The organism is Laspinema palackyanum D2c, from assembly GCF_025370875.1.
GTDB classification, from domain to species: Bacteria; Cyanobacteriota; Cyanobacteriia; order Cyanobacteriales; family Laspinemataceae; genus Laspinema; species Laspinema palackyanum.
Genome location: NZ_JAMXFD010000005.1, coordinates 85,764 through 109,366 on the forward strand (window position 1 = coordinate 85,764; position 23,603 = coordinate 109,366).

Consider the following 23,603-nt stretch of genomic DNA (forward strand, 5'->3'; position numbering starts at 1 on the left):
AAAACCAATGGAAAATTTAGCAACTCTCAACCAAGCCTTACAACCCCAACGCTGGGAAAAAGTTAGCGCCAAGTTACTGGCAAAAATGCTATCAGAGTTCATGTATGAGGAAATTATCCAACCGGAACTCATCGAACAAATTAGCGAGACAGACGCCCAATATAAACTATCTTTGCCGGAAGGAATTGCCTATCAGTTTGAAGCCAAACAACGGTTATTTGATAGCTATCGGGTCAAGGTTGAATCAATTCAACGGTGGAACGGAACCGCCTGGGAAGTTACAACAAATCCCTTCCAATTCGTTCTCGATTCTCATACCGCTGTGGGAATGACGGCACAAACTGCCGGACATCTGATTAAAGAATTCAGCAATACTTTACTGGCAGATGCTCATTTGGATGCCCGGAAAGAAGCTCAAAAAACTGACTTACTGGAGTTGGATTATGCCCAGTTAGAAGGGGAAATGGAAGGGCATCCTTGGATTACATTTAACAAGGGACGTATCGGGTTTGGGTATGATGATTATCTCGCCCATGCCCCCGAAAGCAAGCAACCCATTCATCTGACTTGGATTGCGGTATTGAAAGAACGCGCGCAATTTAATGGGGTACAAACCCTAGATTATCCAACTTTGATTCAAGAAGAATTAGGAGAAGCAACGGTTTCCGAATTTCAGAATATTCTAAAGAGTCATTCAGTCAATCCCGATGATTATTTCTTCATGCCGGTTCATGATTGGCAGTGGAATAATATCGTAGTATCCCTGTATGCGGAAGAAATTGCTACGGGAGGGATTATTTTTCTGGGAAAAAGTCCGGACTGCTATTTACCTCAACAGTCAATCCGCACCTTTGTCAATATCAGCAATACCCAAAAACGTCACGTTAAATTACCCCTGAGTATTTTCAATACCTTAGTCTATCGGGGACTGCCAGGAGAACGAACGGCGATTGCCCCCAAAGTCACGGAATTGGTTAAATCCATCTGCGATCGCGACCCTTTTTTATCGGAAGAATGTCGGATGATTCTCCCGGGAGAAGTTGCCAGCATCAACTACGATCGCTGTTACTATACCGAACTTCAAGGCGCACCTTATCAATATAAAGAAATGCTGGGCTGTCTCTGGCGAGAAAGTGTACTTTCCTATTGCGAACCCGAGGAAAAGCCCATCACTTTAGCCGCATTAGTTCATATCGATGGCAATGGCAAACCCTTTATTTCCCAACTGATTGAAAAATCAGGATTGACAGTGGAAGCATGGCTGGAACAGCTATTTAATGTCATCTTACCGCCGCTGCTGCATTACCTGTATCGGTATGGGGTGGTCTTTTCTCCACATGGGGAAAACACGATTTTGGTCCTCAAAAATCATCTACCCCATCGCTTGGCAATGAAAGATTTTGTAGATGATGTCAACATCAGTCGGCATCCTCTGCCGGAATTAGATATCATTTCCCCAGAATTACGGGCAGTGTTACTCACCGAACCCCCGGAAGGACTTTGCCAGTTTATTTTTGCCGGATTGTTTATTTGCCATCATCGGTATTTATCCGATATTGTGGAAACCTATCATAACTATCCGGAACGGGCTTTTTGGAAACAAGTTCGTCAAGCCATTTTGAACTATCAAAATCGCTTCCCGGAATTGCAAGAACGATTTGAATTGTTCAATCTCCTTGCACCGAAGTTTACCAAACTGTGCTTAAATCGCAATCGGTTAATTACTTACGGCTATGCCGACGATGGCGATCGCCCTCATGCTTCTGCTTTCGGAACCGTCACCAATGCCTTATATGAAGTGGCGGAGGACCCGGTGAAAATTGGTTTTTAAAAAAGCACCGACCCCCACCGGCGTTAGGTTTCAGGGGATTAGCCCATCAAGGCGGGCTAATTCCCACCAAGGTGTGTAAAGGTAAATTAGGGAAAAAATGATGCAAACCTAGAGTACAATTAGCCCAATCGTTGACAAGGTAAGGAGGACTCATCTTGGTTGCCATTAATGCCCGCAACCTGAACATTAGTTACGGCGATCGCCCGATTGTACCCGATCTTTCCCTCTCCCTGGAAACAGGAAAGGTGACGGCTTTAATTGGACCCAATGGATCGGGAAAAAGCACCGTATTACGCACCCTGGCGCGACTCTTAAAGCCGCAGCAGGGTGCAATTTATCTGCATGGGCGAGATATTGCTACAATGCCGACTCGGACGATCGCCCGTCAGTTGGCGATGCTGCCGCAGTCCCCGGATATCCCGGCGGGAATTACGGTGTGGGAGGCGATCGCCTATGGGCGATATCCCCATCGATCGCTGTTTAGGGGACTGTCTCACAACGATCAGGCGGCGATGGATTGGGCATTAGGGGTAACGGGACTCACTTCATTACGCGATCGCCTGATGGATACCCTCTCTGGAGGCGAACGTCAACGGGCTTGGATTGCGATGGCATTAGCCCAAGAAACCCAGGTTTTACTATTAGATGAACCGACCACATTTTTAGATATTCGCCATCAAATTGATATTCTAGCATTAGTTAGAACCCTTAATCGGGAACGGAAAATAACCGTGGGTTGGGTGTTACATGATTTGAATCAAGCGGCTGCCTATAGCGATCATATTTTGATGTTGCGTTCCGGTGAACTGATTGCCAGTGGTCCTCCGGCAGAAGTGATGACGCCAGAGAATATTTTAGCCGGATTTGGAGTGGAAATGATGGTAATTCCCCATCCGGTAACGGGCACTCCGACTTGCTTTCCGTCGGAATTGGGAATTTTAGAAGAAATTAAGGGGGTCGGATGAAGGGTCAAAGTGAAAAAAACTTCACCCTGAAGGGTGGGGCTATACGAACAAAGCCCGCCTGCGCGGGCTACTCTATGAAAATGAGTTTTAATAGTTGGATGGGGTATTATTTCGGTCAATTATTTCGATTTATTGTTTGTTTTTCTCTAGGTTTTGCAGTGGTTGCCTGTACCAATGGCATCCCTTCTCAAACTGAGGTGAATTCTTCCCTAGAATTTGCAGAACCCCCCACGCGAATTGTGGCATTGGAATGGGTTTATGTGGAAGATTTGTTAGCCTTGGGAATTCAGCCGGTGGGGGTGGCGGATATCGCCGGTTATAACGAATTTGTGCAAATTGAACCCCAACTCGCGGATACAGTGGTGGATGTGGGAACGCGGCAGGAACCGAGTTTGGAAGCGATCGCCCAATTGGAACCGGATCTGATTATTGGGGTGAAGTTGCGCCATGAGGCGATCGCCGATACTCTCTCGGCGATCGCGCCTACTTTATTATTTGACCCCTATCCCGCCCCAGAAACCGGGATTCGTCAATTAGATGAAATGGAACAAACCTTTCTCAAGATTGCCGAAGTGGTGAATGCCCAAGCAAAAGGCGAGGCAGTCTTGCAGGAAATGCGCTCAAAATTTGAGGCTGCCGCCCAACAGTTACAGGGACAACAACTTGCCCAAAATCCATTTATTCTCGGTCAATTTGTCCCCGGTGCGCCGCAAATTCGTTTGTTTAATGATAACGCAATGGCGGTGCAAATTTTGCAACAATTGGACTTAACCAATGCTTGGCAAGGGGCGGTAGATCAGTTTGGGTTTAATACCGTCTGGATTGAGTCTCTGCCTGCGGTACAAAATGCCCACTTTTTCTATATTACAGAAGAGAATAATCCCTATTACCAGCAGTTAAAAGAAAATCCCATCTGGAAAAATCTGGCATTTGTGAAAGAGAATCGATTTTATTCCATTGGTAGCGATACTTGGATATTTGGCGGTCCGCTTTCGGCGGAGGTATTTGTGGAGAAAGTATTGCAGGCAAATAGACTTTAACCCGCAAGAACCCGCACCCTCAAGGGTGGGGCTATACGGACGAAGCCCGCCTGCGCGGGCTAGTAGAGAAAACGGATTTTTTACAATCGGATTTGGGATTAATTATAGGATAGTGTTTAAGATTTTTGAGTCTAAATTATCTCCACTTGCTTCTCGACAATTGACTTCCGCAGTGCTGATTTTGCTGGGAGGATTGTTGCTGCTGGTGATGTTGCTGTTTATCCATATAATTCAGGGACAAACTGATATTAATATTGGGACAACCATTAATGCTATTGTTGCCCCCAATGATGAACTCGCTACCCATAATATTGTGCGACTGATGCGCTTGCCTCGGGCGGCGATCGCAGTGATTACCGGGTGCGCTTGGGGAATCGCTGGGGCATTGCTACAAACGGTTACCCGCAATCCCCTCGCCTCTTCCTCCACTTTAGGGATTAATGCAGGCGCTTATTTTGCGGTGGCAGCAACAGGAATTTTTGCCCCAGACTTGTTCGCCCGATCGCCGGTTTTAGTGGCACTCACCGGGGGATTGCTGGCTGCCGGATTAACCTACGCCATTGCTTCTGGGGCCCAGGTTTCTCCCATTCGTCTCACCCTCTCTGGGGTTGCGGTTTCCCTCGCCCTGGCTTCATTTACAGCACTCTTGCAAGTCTTTTATGAAAATCAAACCACCGGATTATTCTTCTGGGGGGCCGGTTCGTTACTACAAACAGATTGGAGTAATAGCGTTTACGCCTTTCCCCGGGTGGCGATCGCCGCTGGGTTAGCCCTGTTGATGTCACACTCTCTCGATGTGCTACTCCTCGGCGATGACATGGCGCGATCGCTGGGACAACGGGTGCAACTCACCCGCTTATCTGCAACGGCGATCGCCGTCTTCCTGGCGGCAGTGGCGGTGAGTGTGGTAGGACCTATCGGATTTATCGGATTAGTCGCCCCCCATTTAGTGCGATTAATGGGATGCCGCCCTCACGCCCTATTGCTGCCCGGTTCGGCAATTTGGGGCGCGGTGGTCCTCGTTGCTGCGGATATTTTCGCCCAAAGTGTGAAAACCAATTTAAGCGAAATTCCCGTGGGAACTGTCATCCCCCTTGTGGGTGCACCGTTTTTAATTGGATTAGTCCGGAAAACTGCCAATCTGGATGGTGGCAAAGGGAGAACCGCCCTCGCTTCCAGCCATCGCCCTTCCCGTCGCTTCTCTTATCCATTGTTACTGGGAACGGCAATTGTCGCCCTGGCAGTCGCCTTGGTTGCTGGATTAGTCTGGGGTGGAATTACCTTGAACCTCTCCCAAATCCTGGCAACCTTCCTCGGAGGTGGGACTGCCCTCTCACAAAAAGTTATCTTCAGCTTACGCTTACCCCGTCTGCTGGTGGCAATCTTTGCGGGGGCATCCCTGGCGGTGAGTGGTTTGCTGTTGCAAGGGGTTGTGAGAAATGCGATCGCCGGTCCCGAAATCGTCGGGATTACCTCCGGGGCAGGATTAGGGGCGATGTGCGTTCTGATTTTACTGCCCAATCCCCCCGTAGAAGCGGTGGCGATCGCCGCGTTTGTTGGGGCGTTTGTTGCCTTTGCTGCCGTCTGCCTCCTGGCATGGCGCGATGGACTCTCTCCCGCCAGTTTAGCCCTCGTCGGAATTGCCGTTTCTGCCTTCTGTAGTTCCGGCATCAACCTGTTAGTTGTCATGGCTAAATTGCGCGTCGCCCAAGCCCTAGTCTGGCTGTCTGGTAGCACTTATGCCCGGGAATGGGTGGATTTGTGGCGTTTAATTGCATGGCCCTTGGTTCTGCTACCCATCGCTTGGATTTTCTCACGTTGGCTAGATATAATGGCCCTCGGGGATGATGTACCCCGATTGGTGGGAATTCCCCTACAAAAAGCCCGAGGCATCTTACTGACGATCGCCGTTGCCTTAGCTGCCGCAGCGGTTTCCACCGTGGGAACCATTAGTTTTGTGGGATTAATTGCCCCCCATGCCGCCCGGATTCTCGTCGGTACAAATCATCGGAAATTAGTGCCATTTGCAGCAATTTTAGGCGCGCTTTTAGTCGCCATTTCTGATACCATTGGCCGAGTGGTATTAGCCCCGAAAGAGATTCCTGCTGGGTTAGTGGTTGCGGCGATCGGCACCCCTTATTTTCTGTGGTTGCTGTGGCAAACCCGGGGCAAAATGGCTTAAAAACAGGCATAAATTCGGGCAATGACAGGGGAATAAGCTGTCTATCTAAGAAAATCAGAGGGTTATGAATCAATTTTTTTGCTCGCAACAAACAGAGGAAGAGGATTTAATCGGAACGGCGGATACGGCCCCGATTTATGTCTTTATAGAATGCCCGCCTCCTTGGACAATGGAAATCTGGAATTCTCCCGCCCTTTCTCAGGAATTAAAACGGGATTATCTGCAACTCAGGGCAGCAGTTCAGGACAATAAATTAAATGTGCGCTTTGGCTTCATTTATGGGAATCGCCCCGTTAACACCACGAAACTCTTGATTTTCCGCAAACCTTTTGGATTCGCTTCGGGCTATCAAAAGCAAAAATTTAACTTAAGCAATCTTGCGGCAACCCTGCCGATTTTAAAAACCAATTTGTTAGAAGATGCTGACATTTATCCAGCAGTCCATGACGCGAAAGATATTTTCATCTGCACTCATGGCAGTTATGATAAATGCTGTGCCAGATATGGAAATATTTTCTATCGGCAAGCCTTAGAAACCGTGGAAAAATTATCTCTAACTCAGGTTAGAATTTGGCAATGTACCCATTTTGGAGGTCATCGGTTTGCGCCCACGGCGATCGCCTTTCCCGAGGGTCGGTTTTATGGGAGACTCCCTCCCGAATCCTTGACCGCAATTCTCACCCGCCAGGGAGATATTCACCTCTTAGACCCAGTGTATCGCGGTTGGTCACTTTTACCCCATCCGGCTCAAATTGTGGAACGAGAATTGCTTCACCGTTTAGGTTGGAATTGGTTTAATTATACCGTCAACTGTCAGATTTTAGAACAAGATGAAGACAACAGTTATTATTGCCTGAAAATTGAATATCAATCACCGGAAGGTGTTCTCAGTTGCGATCGCATTGAAGTGATGAAAGACCAGACTCGGGCAGTTGCACTCCATTTATCCTGCCAAAGTGAAGCCCTTTCTCACGTTTCACCCTTTCTCATCAAAACCTGGGTAAAAATTGAATGAATAGCACAAAGAAAGGATATTTAAACTCATGGTAAAAAACCCCCACCTGGCGCAGCGTTCCGTAAGGAAAGGGTGGGGGTTGTAGCTGGCCCCTCTATCTTCTTAATAAACTTTGTTAAAAAACCCATACACAATTGCAACCGACTTTCAAGGGTCTAGGAAAGATTTTACCTCAACTTGGGGACTTTCCTCTATTAGATATTGAAGGGTAAAAGCCTCGAATTCCTTGCCCCAAAAGCATTTCAAGCCCTAAGACTGAGCGCCAAAACCAGAACTTGACAAATTATTCCCCTTGGTATATGGACCGTCGCCCCCTTGGATCCGGGTAATTTTTGTCTGAACTGGCTGTAATAGTGCTAATATTTTTAGGACTCTATTGCTAATAACTTTCAATAGTGCTAAAAACTTTAAGGGGTGTTACTCCGGCATTTTTTGGGTGTTGGAGAAACAGGACAGCGCGATCGCGCCCCTGTTGTCCACACCTGATGTTCTGAGGAGATCTAGCAGGCATGACTTTTTCTACCGTTTCTGCGGCGCAACGAGAACAACAAGAGGAGCAAATCAAAAAGCTGATTGGATGGACCCTGGTGGGTTCAGCCGTGGTGCATTTGGTTTTTTTGCCATTGATGGCGAACTTGATGGTGACGCGATCGCCCGAGGCGATCGAGGAACCCATTGAGTTTATCGTTCTTGAGGAACCCGAACCCGAACCCGAACCGGAGGAGGACCCGCCACCCCCAGAACCGGAAGCATTAGCCATCCCAGAACCGGAACCAGAACCGGAACCAGAACCAGAACCGGAACCGGAACCGGAACCGGAACCGGAACCGGAACCGGAACCGGAACCCCTGCCAGAACCGGAAATGGTCGAACCCGAACCCCTGCCAGAACCGGAACCCCTGTTAGAACCGGAACCCCTGCCAGAACCGGAACCCCTGCCAGAACCGGAAATGGTTGAACCCGAACCTTTACTGCAAGAGCAACCCACCGCAGTCCCCGAACCCTTCATGCCGGAACCGACGCCGGAACCGGAACCCAGTCCTGCACCTTTAACACCCCAGGAAGCACCATCTCTGTCCGCCCCAGCGCCCCTGGATCCGGTAGAAAGTCCGCCGATCGCCCAGGAACCGGAGGCCCAAAATTTAGAACCCCTACCCGAGGTAAATCCGGTGGAGAGACTGCCGGAACCCCCAGTGGTGAGTACGGTCCCGCAAACGCCGGGTCCCGAACCCGACTGGATGAACGACTTGAACTCCGCGAATCAACCGATCGCCTTGGAGGATCAAGAGGTTGCCTCGTCGAATCCGTTTGCTGAAAATATCCGGTCCCTCGATGAACCTGTGAGCGAACCGCGCTCCCTGGAACCCCCAGTTACCGGCAGTTTACCCGAAACCTCTGAGGAGGAGTTGCTCACCGAAGTTCCCAACTCAGACGCGACTCCTCCGGTAGAGGAACTCAACCCCACGGAGCGATCGCCGTGGAATGAGAACATTAATGACACCCCCGAGGAACCCTTCAACCCAAATATCCCACCCACACCCAGTAGTCCGGTCCTCAACCCCAGACCCGAGGACAATACCGGCAATCCCGACTTGTTCTCGCAAGTGGAACCGACCAATCCTGCACCGAGAATAGAGGACTATCAGAACAGCGCCCCTTCAACTTGGAATAGTGACAGTGATTTGGGAGTGGATGAACCCTTCAATCCCAATGCCAATAATGCGCCACCGCGTGTTGCCGAATCTCCTGCCATCAACCCGAACCCCGGGAGTGGTGAGACGGGTTCTGACTTTTTCAATGATTTAGAAACCGCTGGCAACTCCAACTCTAGCGGTCCAAATCCCTCCTCAACTACCCCCTCCACCTGGACGGGAAACAGTGATTATGATACCGCCTCCGAACCCTTTGGCGGTAACATTGGTCCGATGGATCCGGGCGCTAATTCCGGAGGTCCTGCCGGTTCGCCCAACGGTTCCCCAGATGGTTCTGGATCTGTAGAATGCCGTCGCTGCGGGAAACCCAGCTATCCTAGAATTGCCCGAGAAGCCGGATTAGAAGGGGTAGTCTCACTGAGTGTGGATATCGACCCCTCGGGTAACGTGATTGACGTCAGATTAGTAGAGTCTAGTGGTCATTCGTCCCTAGATGACTCAGCGATGGACAAGATTAGAAGTTGGCAATTTGAGCAGTCGGAGAATGGTCGGCAGAATCAAATTGTGAGAATTCCATTCCGCCTAGAGGATTCGTAACTCGATTCGGTGCGGTGGGTGGTCCGTCTGAATCTCACCGCCACGCGAAACCCAAACCCCTAACTTAATGTTGTTTACCCTGAATTAAATCCATGCTTCGTTCTATCCACTCATTGGGAATTCCCTTGTCCATCGCCCTTGCATTGACTCTTCCTTGGCCTGCGATCGCCGGTGTGGTCACCTTACCCGATGGCGGTCGTTGTGAGGGAGAACTGCAAGACGGCAAACTCAGCGGTCCGGCAGTCTGCACTTATGCCAATGGCGATCGCTATGAAGGAGACTTTAAAGAGGGCCAACCTCATGGCAGAGGCGTTTATACCTTTGCCGATAATAGTCGATATGAAGGGGAATTTAGCAATGGTCAATTTAATGGAACCGGAGTCCGGGAATTTGCCAATGGCACGCGCTACGAAGGTGCATTTAAAGATGGCAAATTTCACGGCACCGGGTCTTATACTTCTGGGAATGGCATCCGATTTGAAGGGGAATTTGTAGAAGGGTCTCCTGCCGGTAGCGGAACCTTTGTATTTCCCAATGGCAACCGCTGCACGGGAACCGTTGCCGATGGCAAACTCAACGGTCAAGGGTCTTGTGAATATGCCAATGGCAATCGTTATGAAGGGGAATTGGTGAATAGTCAACCCCAAGGTCAGGGAATTTATACCTTTGCCGATGGCGGAAAGTACGAGGGCGAATTTACCGAAGGCCAATTAAATGGTCAAGGGGTGCGGGACTATAGCAATGGCGATCGCTATGAAGGACAGTTTGTCAATGGCAAACCCGAGGGCCGAGGAATTTTCACCTTTGCCGATCGCAGTCGCTATGAGGGGGAATTTAGGGACGGTCAATTTAATGGGGAAGGAGTCCGGGAATTTACCAATGGCAACCGTTATCAAGGACCGTTTGTCAATGGCAAACCTCAAGGACGCGGAACCCTAACCTTTCAAAATGGCAATCAGTATGAAGGGGAATTTGTCGAAGGCAAATTTAATGGGGAAGGGGTGTTTACCTTTGCCAACGGGAATCGTTATGCTGGCACGTTTCGCGATGGTCAATTTAGCGGTCAAGGCATCTACAGTTTTGCCAATGGCGATCGCTGTGAAGGGGAATTTGCCGAGGGGAAATTTCACGGCACCGGAAGCTGCACCTACGCCAATGGCGATCGCTATCAAGGCCAATTTTCCGAAGGTGAAAAACACGGAACCGGCATCTATATTTATGCCGACGGCACCCGCATCGAGGGCAGTTGGCAAAATGGGGAATTGAGCAACTAGAGGGGGGGACCTGACAAGGTTAGAAACCGGGTTTTTGCCCAAATTTGGGGAAATCAGCAGCAGATGAGGAGAAAAACCCGGTTTCTTCTCCTGGGTTAGAAATGCTGGGTGAGAAACTGGGTTTTTGCTAACAAATGGGTAGATTGCCCGGATTAACCGCATGAATGTCTTCAGTCCCCGATTCGGGCCACGATCGCCGATAGGATGCCTCTTCCGGTTTACCCCATCCCAGTTGCAGGAGGATTTCCAGAAAGTCGGATTTTTCCCATTTAAACAGGGTCGCCCATTCGGTTTTCAGAGCGATCGCCTCCACATCTGCTTTAGAAATTTGGCGCTCATTTAACCCATTATTCACCCGCAGATACAAATCCATTCCCTCGGTAACTTCTAACCAAAACGACAACAGAGCAGGTTTTGCCGCCTTCAGGGTCTCTAGGTCCTCCGGCAGCGCAATCAACTGATCATGGAGTTGAGGATAGGAGAGGGTTTTGCCTTTGAGGGTAATTTCATGGCAAATCAGACCCGACACCTGGTGCGATCGCTGATAGTCATGCACTGCTGCCTTAAAATCTTGATAAGCCGTAAACTTTTGCAGACCTTCGGGCTTGAGGAACTGGTCAACCACTGGCAGCCCGATCGCCGGAGTCGCCGACAAGTTCAAACGCTCCCCTCTCAGGCAAGCGCGGCGCTCCTGCTCTAAAATTTCGATTAACTCCTGCGTACTGTAGACCTTCGCCATCAGAACACCATCGGGTTAGACTTTACCGATAGTTTAACCTGGGTCAGGTACTCCAGGGGTGGGATAGGCTACCCAAATTTGGGGTAAATCCGGCGAGGCGATCGACCCATAGCTGGGACCCCTCACCCATCCGGTCTCAATTAACCCGTTCTACCATACCGTCCCATCAGTTCCACTGCCCCTAAAATATGACCTTCCATTGCCGATTTCACCTCCGCTTTGCTGGCCCCCGGTTCCAGACTAAGCAGTGTATCTAAGGCATACAGTTTGAAAAAATAGCGGTGGGTTCCCTCCTCGGGACAAGGCGCACTATATCCCAACGTGCCAAAATCATTTTTTCCCTGGACTCCGCCTCGTTCCAGTCTCGGTTCATTTGGCACTCCGTGAGGCAGGTGACGAATATTCGCAGGAATATCATAAGCCAGCCAGTGGGTTAAGCTGCGCGTAGCCACATCCGGATCTTCCATAATCAGAACAAAACTAATGGTCCCAGGCGGGGGGGAGTCCCAACTCAGGGGTGGAGAAGTCTTTTCACCATCGCAGGTATGTTCAAACGGAAGGGTATTCCCAATGAAAAAAGCAGGACTTTTAAATTCCATGACGTTAATACAGTTGACGGTTAGCTGAGTGCGAGTGGTGTTTTTATCAATCGTTCCATTTTAACGGCAGCAGGAGATATCTGGCTGCCTGGGCATCCACTCCCCGGTAAAACTTTCCCCTTTTACTCACCCTTGGACCGCCCAAAAGCGATCGCCTTCTCCCCTCTTGACCCCTAGGTTTTGGTTTCCCATTTGCCGCCCCTCCTTAAAGATCTAACTTCCGATAGATAGATGATACTTTCTGCGGTTAGAGAGTCCTGACAATTGAGTTGAGTTATCATTCCTATCATGACCCAAAAAGGTACTCCATAGAGCGCCTTCGTTCCCTCCCAGAAAAGGTTCGCTAAATCGAGCAGACAATTTCTCCCTGGATGGAAGAAGGAATCTCGTATAAAGCCTTCCCTTCTTTGGACCCATACTCCCTTTAAGCCAACTCTCAGGAGTCTCAACAGACACCGAGTGGGTTGTGCTAGTGATTTATTTTTTTAAAACAAGAGAGAACTTTAATGGCTAAGGCGATTGAATTTAAGTTGTTTGCACCCTATAATAAAGGGGCCGCACTGATCGGCTCATTTTCCAAATGGGAAAACATTCCGATGGAAAAAGACGACCAGGGTTATTTTCGCACCTCAGTCAACCTCGAAGATGGGGTTTATGAGTATAAATTTCGAGTTCAGACCAAAACCGAATATTTAGACCCGGATTCCTGGGTCTATGCGATCGACCCTTATGCCAAGGAAATTGATAAAACGGGGCAAAATGGAATTCTCCGCATTAAAGACGGCGAACCCATTGTCGATACTTATGTTTGGCAGCATGACCAGGTTCACTTACCCAGTAATGGGGAATTAGTCATCTATGAAATGCTAGTCGGTAACTTTTGCGGTCAGAAAGAAGACCGAGAACAAGGCAGCTTTGAAGCAGCGATCGCTCGATTAGATTACTTAGCCGATTTGGGGATTAATGCGATCGAATTAATGCCCGTCATGGCAGGAGACCAAGGCTGGGGTTATCAGGTCATTCACTATTTTGCTCCGGCTCCCCATTACGGTTCCTCCTTCGAGTTAAAACGCTTCGTTGATGAATGTCATGCCCGAGGAATTCGGGTGATTATGGATATAGTATTAAATCATTCTAATGAGGAATGTCCCTTGTTAAAAATTGACCGTGATTACTGGTACTATCACTATAAGCATTATCCCGAAGATGAGAACAATTGGTGGGGTCCAGAATTTAATTACGACCATCATGATGAAAACTTAGATATTCGTCCAGCCTGGTCCTTTACTGGGGATGTCATCCAGTATTGGATTCAAGAATATCACATTGATGGACTGCGTTATGATGCCTTGAGTCAACTCGCCAATTGGGAGTATTTACATTGGATTGCCAACCTCGCCCGAGAAACCGCTGGGCCTAAGCCCTTTTATAATATCGGAGAACATATCCCCGAAAAACCCAAATATGCCCGGTTTGAAGGGCCAATGGATGGCTGTTGGCATGATAGTTTTCACTACTTTTTAGTAGATTATATTTGCAATAATGATAGCTTTGACATTGAACAGCTCAAGGAAGTGCTAGATTGCAAAAAACAGGGGTATGAGGACTCAACCAATGTGATTAACTATCTATCCAATCACGACCAGGAGCGAATCCTCAACTTGTTAGGCGATCGCGGCATTTTTGATGACCCGGCTTTTGGTCGAACTAAGTTAGGGGCCGCCATCCTCATGACCACCGTGGGAATTCCCATGCTATGGATGGGTCAAGAATTTGGTCAAGATAGCTGCCGCCATCCTAATCAAACCTGTGAACTCAAATGGTATCTTTTAGACAACGAACGTAACCGCAGCTTGTTTGATTACTACAAGGGATTAATCGCCTTACGCAAACAGAATCATGCGATTCAAAGTGAAAACATTGAGTTTATTCACGAAAATCCTGACGATCAAGTTCTGGCTTATATTCGCTGGAATGACGAAGGATCACGAGTCATCGTAGTTGCCAATTTTTCCGGCAATTTTCTGGGAGGTTATACTATTCCCGACTTTCCCGATAATGGAAAATGGCACGAGTGGACGAGAAACTACGATATTGAATCTCACGATAACCAATTAGTTCTTGATTTGGGTGAATATGAAGCCCAAGTCTTTGTCTGGAATCAGTAAGGGTTTGAGACCTATTGCTTTCATTCCCGAGAGATCCCCCCAACCCCCCTTTTTAAGGGGGGCTTAAAACAATTCTACAACCCGTGTAATCAGGACTGGGAGCATCTTGTTCCCTATTTCTGCTGGACTTACACAGATTTTGACAATATCCCCAAAAGGATTGCAAAAAATAAATCATCCAAATGTTCAACGTCCCCCCTTGACGGGGTTTCTCTAAAAATTACTCAATCAAGGAGTCATTACGAAGGTTTTGGCGGTTTTATTTTGTGGGGTTCCCTAAAGAATAGGGGACATTAACCGGGCCACACGCACTGCTAACCGAAACCAAAGTTTGCGATGGTCAAGTTGATGGCGATCAACTAAATAAGCGTTGTCAAAATCAGTTGTTAGCATGGTTTCGACATCAGTAACCAAGCGAGGATTTGCGACAAAGGCCATAATTTCAAAATTGAGGTGAAAGGAGCGATTATCTAAATTGGTGGTTCCGACTCCGGCCAGAGTGCGATCGATGAGGAAAACTTTCTGGTGCAGGAATCCAGGGCGATAGCGATACACCTTAACGCCAGTGCGTTCTACTTCTGTGATATAGGACAAGGAAGCGAGATAAACATGGATATGATCCGGGCGATTGGGTAATAAGATTCGCACATCTACCCCCCGCAATGCTGCCAATTTTAAAGCAGTGAGGACAGATTCATTCGGAACAAAATAGGGACTCGTGATCCACAAGCGACTCCGGGCGCTATTGATCAGACTCACCATAAAAAGGGTACAAGCGGGGAGTTGATCTCCGGGACCCGTAGGCACAACGATCGCCGTTTGATTCTCCGGATCCGGTTGAATCGTCCAATCGACCTCCGGAATTTCTCGAACTGCCCAATACCAGTCTTTGAGAAAAGCGATTTGAACGCATTGGACCGAGGGACCTTTCAGTTCTAAATGAGTATCTCGCCAAGGACTCAGACGCGGGTCTTTTCCCAGATATTCTTTCCCCAGATTTAACCCCCCAATAAAAGCTTGTTTGCCATCAACAATTAAGATTTTGCGATGATTCCGAAAATTAATCTGAAATCGGTTTCGTCTTCGTTTCGTACTATTAAAGGAGGTAACCCAAACTCCACTGCTTCTAATTTCCCGCAAATATTCAGCAGAAAGAGCATAAGAACCAATCGCATCATAAATAAAATAAACCCGCACTCCTTCCCGGGATTTGGCAATCATTTTTTGCTTAAAAGCATTGCCAATTTCATCTTCTCGCACAATGTAAAATTGAATCAAGATGTAATCTTTTGCTGCATCCATCGCCTTGAGAAGCGCGGGAAAGGTTTCGGTTCCATCAATCAGTAAACTCGCCGCGTTCCCCCAGGTAAAAGGGAGTTGCGTCAATTCATCGGCTAATTGGGCAATCTCCGTAAAATTTTCCGGTTCAGCAGAGGAGAATTCTCGAATATCCTGATAAACTTGTTGACTAATCCACCGATATTCGCGGTCAGCATAGCGATGAGCATCGGCATATCCATAAAATTTGTGATTTCCAAACACCCAATACAGGGGAATGGCAATAAACGGAAAAGTAACCAAAGAAATTGCCCAAGCTACTGCACCCCGGGCCGATCGCACCGTCATGACGGCATGACCTGCCGTCACCCATCCCATTCCATAAAAGGCGACGATGGTTGCGATCTCCAATGCCATATAATTTAGATCCACAGTTTCCCGATTTAACCCTTCTTCTTCTGCTCTGCGTTTTCTAGGTTACACTACAAGGGTCAATTCCACGACCATCGGTTTATGATCCGATGAGTACAGTTTATCTAAAACCTTGGCCGTCTGTAGTTTGGGCGTTAACCCGCGATAAAAAATATGGTCTAAAGGTGGCGATCCCAAAAATGTTTTTAGTTTAGCTTGGTCTTGTATTGAAAACTGCACCGGGTTTAAATTCAGTCGGTTTGCCATTAACTTCAACAAATTAAACCGCCCTTGACTCCAGGTATTAAAATCTCCACAGATAATCAACGGTTCTCGGCGATCGCCTAAAACCGCTTCTAGTTTCTGGAGTTGCGATTTAAACTTATAAAGGTTGACAAAATTAATCGCGTGAGTATTCACCACTAAGAGCATTTGTCCCGTTTCCTTTAAGGGATATTCAGCAATTAGCGAAACCTTCGGAGTATTGGTAACGGGTTCAAATTCGGAAGTCAGAATGGCTCTGCTGGTAACCGGCTGAACTTTAGATGCGGTTAATATCCCACAATAAGTATTGTAATAAAAATCGATAAAATTCGGAGCAAACCTCCATCCCATTGCTTCTAACGCTAAAACTTTTTGGGTATTTTTATTTAACTCAATTTCTTGAAAACAGATTAAATCAGGCTGATGACTTTCCACAATTTGAAAAAAATCATTAGCCCATTTAGAAGTATTATTATTTTTGGCAACATTCCAATTAAGAATTTTGATACCCTTTCCCGCAATCGCCAAGTCAGAAAAATTATCCTGAGACAGGACGCTTTCCTGCACCGGAAGAAAGCGGTTAGGGGAGATCAACCCAGAGAAGGGAAATTGATTGTCCATCGGAATTCATTATTCAACGTTAGAAATTCAAGAATAACAGCGAACTAAAATTTAATGGCAAATTGACCCATCCTATAGGGCATCCAACTTATTCTAACCATTCATAGAGGTTCGCTTTATTCACGTTAATCCTAGCCGATCACCCATGAGCTCACCTCTGTCAACAGTCAGGGATTTTCCCGAAAGGGTGCAACAGCAGGAGGGAAGGCAGAGAGGATTGAGAACAGGCAAAACCTCAATCTAGCGGTTCTGGGACTCATGAGGTCCAGATATTGCGGTTCCCTGAAACCATCCTCTGAAAACTCACCCCTCGGCACAGGGAGGGCTGATTGGGGTCTCCTGGTCATCAAACAGACCTCGGTTAGCCTCTTTAAATAGGCAGTTCATCCTCCACAACTGCATTTTTTTCCCGGGATTGGGGCTTTACCCTCTGAAAAATCTGAATTAATCCGGATAACTCATCGGTTCCGTAGTAAGATATCTTATAAATGGAGCAGAATTCTGGGATACCCTCTGAAACAGAGGAACTATCCGAGGATATCAGAGTCTCTGTTATTGTATCGTTAAAGGGGCAGTAAATCGGTGTTTTCCCGCGAGTTCCTAACTCAGATCGCTCATCAGCATCAGCTTTCTCCCGATCAGGAGCGAGTCTTTTTGCTACGGTTTGCCGAGGATCAGGATTATGAAGAGATTGCCGAACAGGTAGAAACTTCAAAAGGAGCCTGCCTCAAACGGATGGGTCAAGTTTATAAAAAATTTGGCATTGAAGGGGGGACTCGCGGGAAGGAAAGCGAACTGCGAGCATTTTTGGATCAACGCTGGGTGCAACATCGCGCCTCGGCGTTATCCGGTTTGGAGGTGAATCTCGGTTCATCAACCGCCAGAGGTGCAGACTCTCTGGTGTTACCTGAGACAGCAAGTGCGATCGCCCCTGTCTCGACGGCAGCAATGGTGAGTCGGAAAGTTGCCATATTTTTCGGCGATCGCCAACCGGATGAACGACTCCTGACGCCATTAACCCAGGCGATCGCCAGTGCGGGTCATCAACTCATCCTCGCGGGGAATCATCCCCAGTCAGGAGAGAAGGGATTGGGACAACTGCAACAGGAACTGCAAGCTTGCGATCGCTTGTTACTGTTGCTCTCGGGACAATCCGCTTTTAGTGACCTATTAATTGAAGAAGTGCGCCTCGCCCGAGAAGTGCGAGAAACCCGCAAAGATGGCACACTGGATATGTTCGCGATTCGGATCAATTGGCCGACGGATTCCCCGGTGAGCTATGATCTGCGCGCCTTATTACAAGGTGTACCCCAGCGCGAGTGGCGATCGCCTACCGATACCCCGGCGATCGTCAGCGAAGTGCTACAGGCGATCGACACGGGTAGTCTCCCTCGGCAAGTTGCGGTAGAATCCGCCGTCATCAGCGCCTTAACCCCTACCTGGGAAAGCGCCGATGGTCGTCCCCTCCCCTTTGCCGGACCGGAACTCCCGGAAGGTCAAGTGGATTTAGCTTCTCCCTTTTACGTCAATCGCCCCCCGATCGAAGAGCGCTGTTATGAAATGATTTTGCAACCCGGTGCGCTGATTCGGATCAAAGCACCGCGACAAATGGGCAAAACTTCTTTAATGGCTCGCATTCTCAATCATGCGGCTAATCATGGCTATCGCCCGGTTCATTTGAGCTTTCATCTAGCTGATAAAGGGGTATTTGCCAGCCTGGACAAATTCTTACAATGGTTCTGTGCCTATATCGGTCAGCAGTTACAACTCCCCAATAAACTTCCAGAATATTGGGATGATTTTTTAGGCAGTAATGTCAACTGCAAATCATACTTTGAAGACTATCTTCTCCAAGAAATTAACACCCCTTTAGCCTTATGTCTCGATGAAGTAGACCGGGTGTTTCAACATCCGGATATTGCCGATGACTTTTTTGGCTTATTGCGCGCATGGCACGAAGAATCAAAACGGCGCGAGATTTGGAAAAAACTTCGCTTAGTCGTAGTTCATTCTACCGAAGTTTACATTCCCATGAATATCAATCAATCCCCCTTTAACGTGGGATTACCGATTGAATTACCGGAATTTACCCCCAATCTCGTCCAAGATTTAGCCCAGCGATATGGAATCAATTGGTGCGAAACTGACGTCAATCGTCTCATGAATATGGTAGGAGGACACCCCTTTTTAGTGCGGTTGGCGCTCTATCATATCGCTCGACAAGACATTACCCTAGAAGCCCTATTAAAAACGGCTCCCACCGAAGCGGGTTTTTATAACGACCATTTGCGGCGTCATCTGTGGAATTTAGAACAGCATCCGGCATTGGCAAGAGCTATGAAAGAGGTTGTTTTTAGTCCAAATCCGGTGCGCTTGCCTTCAGAACAGGCGTTTAAATTACATAGCATGGGGTTAGTTAAGTTTCAAGGGAATGAGGCCGTCGAACGATGTGATTTGTATCGCCAATATTTCCGCAATCGACTCGATGAATAATTGAGATTTAGGGGCTTCTTACCATAGTCGGGCCAGTTATATTCGAGGAGCTGATAAGTTTCCATGACTCTCAAACATCTACCCGAAATTATCATGATGGTAGCCTTGGCAATTCCTGCGTGTTTTACTCCGGCAGTCCATTCTCAAACCGTGAGAGTTTTTCCGGATAATTGCTCTAGGGAAAACAACCAAAACTTAGCGCTATCTTCTGGCTTAGGTGCAGACAGTAGAGGGTCTGATCGGGTTCAGCGGGTGCAACCCACTGTGCCATCAGCAGTTTCTGAAACCTGTTCGGGTGTGTCATCATGGGAGTTGAAATCCCAGACCATAAATCAAGGGTTAGCACAGCGTAAACAAAGTAAAGATGCTTGCTATATTTCTGGAAGAATTTATGGGATTGAGCGCCAGAATTCCCGAGGAATTTATGTGGTGGTGATTGACCCCAATACAGATAATGCTTTAGCTCGATTTCCGGCTTATTCTAATGGCCCTAACCAACCGAATTATGAATTTTCACTGATGCGACCGGGGCGTTATTTACTAAGTGTTTTTCAAGACCGGGCTGGAACGTTAGTTCCTTTTAGGACAAGACCGAGTGAACGATTGATTAACTGTAGTGGGGGGAGTGATTTAGAAGAAACGGACTTTGAGTTGCCGTAAATCACAGGGTTGAAAGAGGGCTGAAGGGTTTTCAAGGTTGTTCAGGGTTAAAACCGAGGGCCAATGCAGGTAAAGATGGGTGACTGGATGAATAAAAAACTGACGTCAATGTACTATCAAGTCGGGGGAAGTTTACCGCCCGATTCTCCCACCTATGTGGTCCGTAAAGCCGATCGCGAACTGTATGAGAATCTCAAGGCGGGAGAGTTTTGCTATGTCCTGACATCCAGGCAAATGGGTAAATCCAGCTTGCAACTACGCACAATGCAAACCCTCCAAACGGAGGGATGTGCTTGTGCGGCGATCGATTTATCGGCGATCGGGAATAAAGACGTGACCCCGGTGCAGTGGTATAGCGGGATTATTCATACCCTGGTCAGTTATTTTAATTTGTTCAGTCGCCTGGAGTTTAGAACCTGGTTGCGCGATCGCGATGAACTCTCCCCTGTCCAACGCTTGCATGAATTTATCGACTCGGTTCTGCTGGTGCGGATGTCAGAAAATATCGTCATTTTTATCGACGAAATTGATAGCGTTCTGGGGTTAAATTTTCCGATTGATGACTTTTTTGCAGCAATTCGGGCTTGTTATAATAAACGAGCCCAAAACCCCGAATACAAACGCTTAACCTTTGTGTTATTGGGGGTTGCCACCCCCACGGAGTTGATTCAGGATAAAAGTCGCACCCCATTTAATATCGGTCGGGCGATTCAAATTGAGGGGTTTAAAATTCACGAAGCTCAACCCTTGGCGGAGGGATTAGAACAAGGGTGTAGTCGCCCAGAAGTGGTTCTGGAGGAGATTTTAAACTGGACCAATGGACAACCGTTTTTGACCCAGAAACTCTGTCAATTGGTGTTAGCGGCTGACAGTCCAATTGAGGCTGGGATGGAGGCGGAAAGGGTGGAAGAGTTGGCCCGATCGCAAATTGTGGACAACTGGGAATCCCAGGATGAACCCCCCCATTTAAAAACCCTGCGCGATCGCCTCCTGCGAAATGAACAAAAGGCCAGTCGGCTATTAGGACTGTATCAGCAAGTCTTACTCTCTGGAGAACTCCCTGCTGATAACAGTCCGGAACAACTGGAATTGCAGCTATCGGGTTTAACCCTAAAGCGCCATTCTAAATTAACTGTTTATAACCCAATTTATGCCTTAGTTTTTAATGAGCATTGGGTGGAACAGGCATTAGCAGATTTGCGGCCTTATGCCGAAGCGTTATCCGCTTGGGTGGTATCGAATTGCCAGGATGAATCGCGACTGTTGCGGGGACAGGCGTTACGAGATGCTCAACAATGGGCGACGACCCATAGTTTAAGCGATCGCGACTATCAGTTTCTCGCCGCCAGCCAAGAGGTGGAAAAACGCGAGGTCCAAAAAGCCCTAGAAGCGGAGAAAAAAGCGATTCACCTGTTAGCGGAAGCCAACCAAAAACAGATAGAAGCCAATCGCATTTTAACTGAAGCCCAACAACAAGCCAATCGGATGCTCAAACGAGCTTATTGGGGGATTACGGGACTGGTAGTTCTGGCCACAATTATCGTCTGTCGCGGCACCATTGCCTTAAAAGAAGCCCAAAAAGGCACGTTAATTGAGCGCCAAGGGGCGAATGCTTTAAAGTGGTTTGAATCTGAAGGGGTGGAACTCGAAGCCTTGTTACTGGCGATGCAAGCGGGACAAGATTTAAAAGCCCTAGTTAAGGGCGATCGGCGCTTAACCAATTATCCCACGATTAGCCCTTTGTATGCCTTACAAACCATCCTCCACCAAATCCATGAAAAAAATCAACTCAGCGGACATCAAGGTGCAGTTCGCAGTGTCCGATTCAGTCCTAATGGAGACTTTTTAGCCACCGCTGGAGAAGATGGGAGGGTGGAACTTTGGACTCGGGCGGGGGAGCATCTCCGGACCATTGGTACTCATAAAAGTGCTATTGATAGCGTTAGTTTTAATTCAGAGGGTACGCGAGTTGCCACCGCTTCCGAGGATGGAACCGTCCAAATTTGGCAACGGGATGGAACCCCGATTGGGGCGATCACCGCCGAAACGGAAGCAATTGATAGCGTTAGTTTTAGTCCCGATGGTACGCGCCTCGCTACCGCTTCAGAAAGTGGCACAGTCCGAGTCTGGAATCAGCAAGGAAAGTTGCTTAATGAAATAGGAAGCGTGAACCGTCAAATAAATACCGTGAGCTTTAGTCCCGACGGAGAACACTTTGCCACTGCTCAAGTCGAGGGAACCGTGCAAATTTGGAATCTAAATGGCCAACGTAAAGCAACCTTGACCATTCCGCCAAATCCCCGCAAAGAGTTCAGTTCGACCCCGGATGCTCAACCATCAGTCAACAGCATGAGCTTTAGCCCCAACGGGGAATTATTAGCAACGGCTGGATTTGATGGAACGGTGAAAATTTGGAATCTATCGGGTCAAGAACTCTCGGAGTTTAACACGGCTCAAAGTGCCGTGAATAGCATGAGTTTTCATCCCAATAGGGGGGAAATTGCAATTGTTGGATTTGATGGAAAGGTGCGCCTATGGACGTTAGAAGGGGTATTAATCAAGCAATTTAAAGGCGATCGTCATGATCGAATTACCAGCATGACCTTTAGTCCCGATGGAGAGCGTTTAGTCACCGGAGGAGTGGATGGAACCGTCCGACTTTGGGATATTTCCCACCAGCGCAATCCGCCCTTTCCCCTGACTCAAACTCCCAGCAATGCACCCTTGTCTGAAAACGAGAAACCAGCCCCCAGTAACTCACCGAAAATGATGGCGCGATCGACTAAAATCCCTGTCGACAATCAATTTGTCCGGATCGGATTTAGCCCGGATGGGGAACGGTTTGCCACCGCTCACCCCGATGGAAAGGTGCAAATTTGGACCAGTTCCGGTCAATCTGTGATTCCCCCCTTTCAAGCTCATAAAACTCGGATTTCTACCCTTAGTTTTAGCTGGGATGGAGAGACTCTGGCCACCGCTGGGGAAGATCGAACGATTCGCCTTTGGAATCAGTTGGGTCAACCCCTACAGCCGGAGTTAAATCATAGCCGTGGGGAAGTCAAAAGCCTGAGTTTTAGTTTTGATGGACAGCAAATTGCCTTCAATAATGGACCGGGACGATTACAAATTTGGAATCTCTCGACCAACCAAGTGGATGAAATTCCCTTTCCCTACGGTCAAATTAGTAGCATTAGCTTTAGTCCCCAGGGTGACCGGCTGGCGATCGCCTCTGCCGATGGCAAAATTCGCTTATGGAATCTATCCGGTGAAGAACTGGATAAATTTAACAGTGATACTCCTTGGGTCACCAGCCTGAGTTTTAATCCCACCGGAGAACTCTTAGCCACCGCAGGAACTGATGGAACCGTTACAGTTTTCTTACTCACGGGTCAACTTTCTAAACCCATTTTGGCTAAATTCAAAGCTGATGAAACCGATGTTTTAAGCATGACCTTTCTCTCGAATCTTGAAGGCCTGGTCACCGTGGGAACAGACAATACACTGAGGTGGTGGCGCATCAAAAAATTAGATGAATTGCTGGAAACTGGCTGTAATTGGCTTACGGATTATTTAAAAGCCCATCCCCAAGCCCAAGCGGACCTCCCCATTTGCCAGCAGCCCTAAACGTTGCGCCCGGTTGAAGTTGTATCAGTCTCATATTTGTCCGGATTTTAATTGAGGAATTGTTATGTTAGTTTGGCAGATTTTTAAAATCAATCCCCGGTGTCGAAGTGATTGAGGGTTAACTCCAACTTTACCTTTTAGCAAATTCCCATTCTGAGCGTTGCTTACGCCCCTGAACGTTTTTTATACT

The 23,603-nt window shown here is 47.9% G+C and carries 15 protein-coding genes; 11 read left to right on the top strand and 4 right to left on the bottom strand.

Annotated elements, in window-relative coordinates:
* The first annotated feature begins 7 nt into the window (after nt 1-7).
* The 7 genes from NG795_RS08580 to NG795_RS08610 all read left to right on the top strand — a co-directional run bounded on the left by NG795_RS08580 (nt 8) and on the right by NG795_RS08610 (nt 10,556).
* Nucleotides 8-1,831, top strand: coding sequence for an IucA/IucC family protein (locus NG795_RS08580; RefSeq protein WP_367288242.1), 1,824 nt, complete (start codon nt 8-10; stop codon nt 1,829-1,831).
* Between the two features lie 155 nt (nt 1,832-1,986).
* Entirely contained in the window at nt 1,987-2,796 is an 810-nt protein-coding gene (locus tag NG795_RS08585; protein WP_367288243.1) for an ABC transporter ATP-binding protein, read from the top strand.
* A gap of 74 nt (nt 2,797-2,870) precedes the next feature.
* On the top strand, nt 2,871-3,836 hold the full coding sequence (locus NG795_RS08590) for an ABC transporter substrate-binding protein (protein WP_367288244.1): 966 nt from the start codon (nt 2,871-2,873) through the stop codon (nt 3,834-3,836).
* A gap of 112 nt (nt 3,837-3,948) precedes the next feature.
* Nucleotides 3,949-6,018 (top strand): iron ABC transporter permease, encoded by a 2,070-nt coding sequence (locus NG795_RS08595; RefSeq protein ID WP_367288245.1) that lies wholly within the window; start codon nt 3,949-3,951, stop codon nt 6,016-6,018.
* 64 nt (nt 6,019-6,082) lie between these two features.
* Nucleotides 6,083-7,033 (top strand): ferredoxin family protein, encoded by a 951-nt coding sequence (locus tag NG795_RS08600; RefSeq protein ID WP_367288246.1) that lies wholly within the window; start codon nt 6,083-6,085, stop codon nt 7,031-7,033.
* Nucleotides 7,034-7,542: 509 nt separating this feature from the next.
* The gene (locus NG795_RS08605) at nt 7,543-9,282 is read left to right on the top strand and encodes an energy transducer TonB (protein ID WP_367288247.1); all 1,740 of its coding nucleotides are present in this window, start codon (nt 7,543-7,545) and stop codon (nt 9,280-9,282) included.
* Nucleotides 9,283-9,374: 92 nt separating this feature from the next.
* Entirely contained in the window at nt 9,375-10,556 is a 1,182-nt protein-coding gene (locus NG795_RS08610) for an MORN repeat-containing protein (RefSeq protein WP_367288248.1), read from the top strand.
* A gap of 127 nt (nt 10,557-10,683) precedes the next feature.
* Here NG795_RS08610 and NG795_RS08615 read toward each other — a convergent pair whose 3' ends face one another.
* Both NG795_RS08615 and NG795_RS08620 read right to left on the bottom strand, forming a co-directional pair.
* A complete protein-coding gene (locus tag NG795_RS08615) occupies nt 10,684-11,295 on the bottom strand; it encodes a hypothetical protein (protein ID WP_367288249.1) in 612 nt (203 codons plus the stop codon).
* 140 nt (nt 11,296-11,435) lie between these two features.
* Nucleotides 11,436-11,894, bottom strand: coding sequence for a YbhB/YbcL family Raf kinase inhibitor-like protein (locus tag NG795_RS08620; RefSeq protein ID WP_367288250.1), 459 nt, complete (start codon nt 11,892-11,894; stop codon nt 11,436-11,438).
* A gap of 506 nt (nt 11,895-12,400) precedes the next feature.
* On the opposite strand from NG795_RS08620, the gene NG795_RS08625 reads away from it, so the two are divergent.
* The gene (locus NG795_RS08625; RefSeq protein ID WP_367288251.1) at nt 12,401-14,062 is read left to right on the top strand and encodes an alpha-amylase family glycosyl hydrolase; all 1,662 of its coding nucleotides are present in this window, start codon (nt 12,401-12,403) and stop codon (nt 14,060-14,062) included.
* 276 nt (nt 14,063-14,338) lie between these two features.
* On the opposite strand, the gene cls is transcribed toward NG795_RS08625, so the two are convergent.
* Together cls and NG795_RS08635 are read right to left on the bottom strand one after the other, a co-directional pair.
* A complete protein-coding gene (gene cls / locus NG795_RS08630; RefSeq protein WP_367288252.1) occupies nt 14,339-15,757 on the bottom strand; it encodes a cardiolipin synthase in 1,419 nt (472 codons plus the stop codon).
* Between the two features lie 60 nt (nt 15,758-15,817).
* The gene (locus NG795_RS08635; RefSeq protein ID WP_367288253.1) at nt 15,818-16,636 is read right to left on the bottom strand and encodes an endonuclease/exonuclease/phosphatase family protein; all 819 of its coding nucleotides are present in this window, start codon (nt 16,634-16,636) and stop codon (nt 15,818-15,820) included.
* A 582-nt stretch (nt 16,637-17,218) separates the two neighbouring features.
* Here NG795_RS08635 and NG795_RS08640 point away from each other — a divergent pair.
* From NG795_RS08640 to NG795_RS08650, 3 genes are all read left to right on the top strand, one after another.
* Nucleotides 17,219-19,129 carry an AAA-like domain-containing protein gene (locus NG795_RS08640; protein ID WP_367288254.1) on the top strand — a complete coding sequence of 637 codons (1,911 nt, stop codon included), beginning with the start codon at nt 17,219-17,221 and terminating at the stop codon, nt 19,127-19,129.
* Nucleotides 19,130-19,192: 63 nt separating this feature from the next.
* Nucleotides 19,193-19,789, top strand: a complete 597-nt coding sequence (locus NG795_RS08645) for a hypothetical protein (protein WP_367288255.1) — start codon at nt 19,193-19,195, stop codon at nt 19,787-19,789.
* An 87-nt stretch (nt 19,790-19,876) separates the two neighbouring features.
* On the top strand, nt 19,877-23,413 hold the full coding sequence (locus NG795_RS08650) for a WD40 domain-containing protein (protein WP_367288256.1): 3,537 nt from the start codon (nt 19,877-19,879) through the stop codon (nt 23,411-23,413).
* Nucleotides 23,414-23,603 lie beyond the last annotated feature (190 nt).

Bases quoted from the DNA above. Each gene is read 5' to 3' on its own strand.
- NG795_RS08625 (WP_367288251.1), top strand. From the start codon at position 12,401: ATGGCTAAGGCGATTGAATTTAAGTTGTTTGCACCCTATAATAAAGGG.
- NG795_RS08610 (WP_367288248.1), top strand. From the start codon at position 9,375: ATGCTTCGTTCTATCCACTCATTGGGAATTCCCTTGTCCATCGCCCTT.
- NG795_RS08620 (WP_367288250.1), bottom strand. From the start codon at position 11,894: ATGGAATTTAAAAGTCCTGCTTTTTTCATTGGGAATACCCTTCCGTTT.
- NG795_RS08600 (WP_367288246.1), top strand. From the start codon at position 6,083: ATGAATCAATTTTTTTGCTCGCAACAAACAGAGGAAGAGGATTTAATC.
- NG795_RS08615 (WP_367288249.1), bottom strand. From the start codon at position 11,295: ATGGCGAAGGTCTACAGTACGCAGGAGTTAATCGAAATTTTAGAGCAG.
- NG795_RS08650 (WP_367288256.1), top strand. From the start codon at position 19,877: ATGAATAAAAAACTGACGTCAATGTACTATCAAGTCGGGGGAAGTTTA.
- NG795_RS08590 (WP_367288244.1), top strand. From the start codon at position 2,871: ATGAAAATGAGTTTTAATAGTTGGATGGGGTATTATTTCGGTCAATTA.
- NG795_RS08605 (WP_367288247.1), top strand. From the start codon at position 7,543: ATGACTTTTTCTACCGTTTCTGCGGCGCAACGAGAACAACAAGAGGAG.
- NG795_RS08645 (WP_367288255.1), top strand. From the start codon at position 19,193: ATGACTCTCAAACATCTACCCGAAATTATCATGATGGTAGCCTTGGCA.
- NG795_RS08580 (WP_367288242.1), top strand. From the start codon at position 8: ATGGAAAATTTAGCAACTCTCAACCAAGCCTTACAACCCCAACGCTGG.
- cls (WP_367288252.1), bottom strand. From the start codon at position 15,757: ATGGCATTGGAGATCGCAACCATCGTCGCCTTTTATGGAATGGGATGG.
- NG795_RS08635 (WP_367288253.1), bottom strand. From the start codon at position 16,636: ATGGACAATCAATTTCCCTTCTCTGGGTTGATCTCCCCTAACCGCTTT.